The sequence below is a fragment of the Saccharothrix lopnurensis genome (assembly GCF_042658445.1).
Taxonomy (GTDB): domain Bacteria; phylum Actinomycetota; class Actinomycetes; order Mycobacteriales; family Pseudonocardiaceae; genus Actinosynnema; species Actinosynnema lopnurensis.
This window is the reverse complement of sequence record NZ_JBHSQO010000107.1, coordinates 1-953: the sequence shown is the minus strand read 5'-3', so window position 1 is coordinate 953 and position 953 is coordinate 1. Positions and strand designations below refer to the sequence as shown.

General features: G+C 67.1%; 1 pseudogene. It reads left to right on the top strand.

The window, feature by feature from the left end:
* Window positions 1-948: pseudogene (locus tag ACFP3R_RS37540) on the top strand (IS3 family transposase); the annotation flags it as partial.
* Window positions 949-953 lie beyond the last annotated feature (5 nt).

Sequence of the window (953 nt, the reverse complement as noted above, 5' to 3'; positions counted from 1 at the left end):
GCTGCTGGAGCAGGAGAACGAGGTCCTGCGCCGCGCGACCGCGTATTTGTCGCAGGCGAACCTGCCGGGAAAAGGCTCTACCCGCTCGTGAGCGAGCTCGCCGCAGACGGGATTCCCGTCGCGGTGACGTGCCGGGTCTTGAACATCGCTCGACAGCCGTACTACCGGTGGCGTGCCCGGCCGGTCGCCGATGCCGAACTGGTCAAGGCGTATTGGGCGAACGCGTTGTTCGACGCCCACCGCGACGACCCGGAGTTCGGATACCGGTTCCTGGCCGACGAGGCGCGCGACATCGGCCTGTCGATGGCGGATCGGACCGCGTGGCGGATCTGCTCGTCCATGGGCTGGTGGAGTGCCTTCGGCAAGAAACGCGGCAGCAATGGGAAGAAGGCCGGTCCGCCGGTCCACGACGACCTGGTCCGGCGCGATTTCACCGCCACCGCGCCGAACCGGCTGTGGCTGGCCGACATCACCGAGCACCGCACCACGGAAGGAAAGCTGTATCTGTGCGCGGTCAAGGACGTCTGCTCCAACCGGATCGTGGGCTACTCCATCGACTCCCGGATGAAGTCCCGCCTCGCCGTCGCCGCGCTCACCAACGCCGTCGCCCGCCGCGGTGACGTCGCCGGCTGCGTTGTGCACACCGACCGCGGATCGCAATTTCGATCAAGGAAATTCGTCCGTGCGCTCGCTCGCCACGGCCTGACCGGCTCGATGGGCCGCGTTGGCGCCGCCGGTGACAACGCCGCCATGGAGAGCTTCTTCGCGTTGCTGCAGAACAACGTTCTCGACCGGCGCACCTGGTCCACCCGCGAGGAACTGCGGATCGCGATCGTGACCTGGATCGAACGCACCTACCACCGCCGCAGACGCCAAACCGCCCTCGGCAGGTTGACCCCCGTCGAATTCGAAGCAATCATGACCACGCCAGCCAGCCAGGCTGCGTGACTACC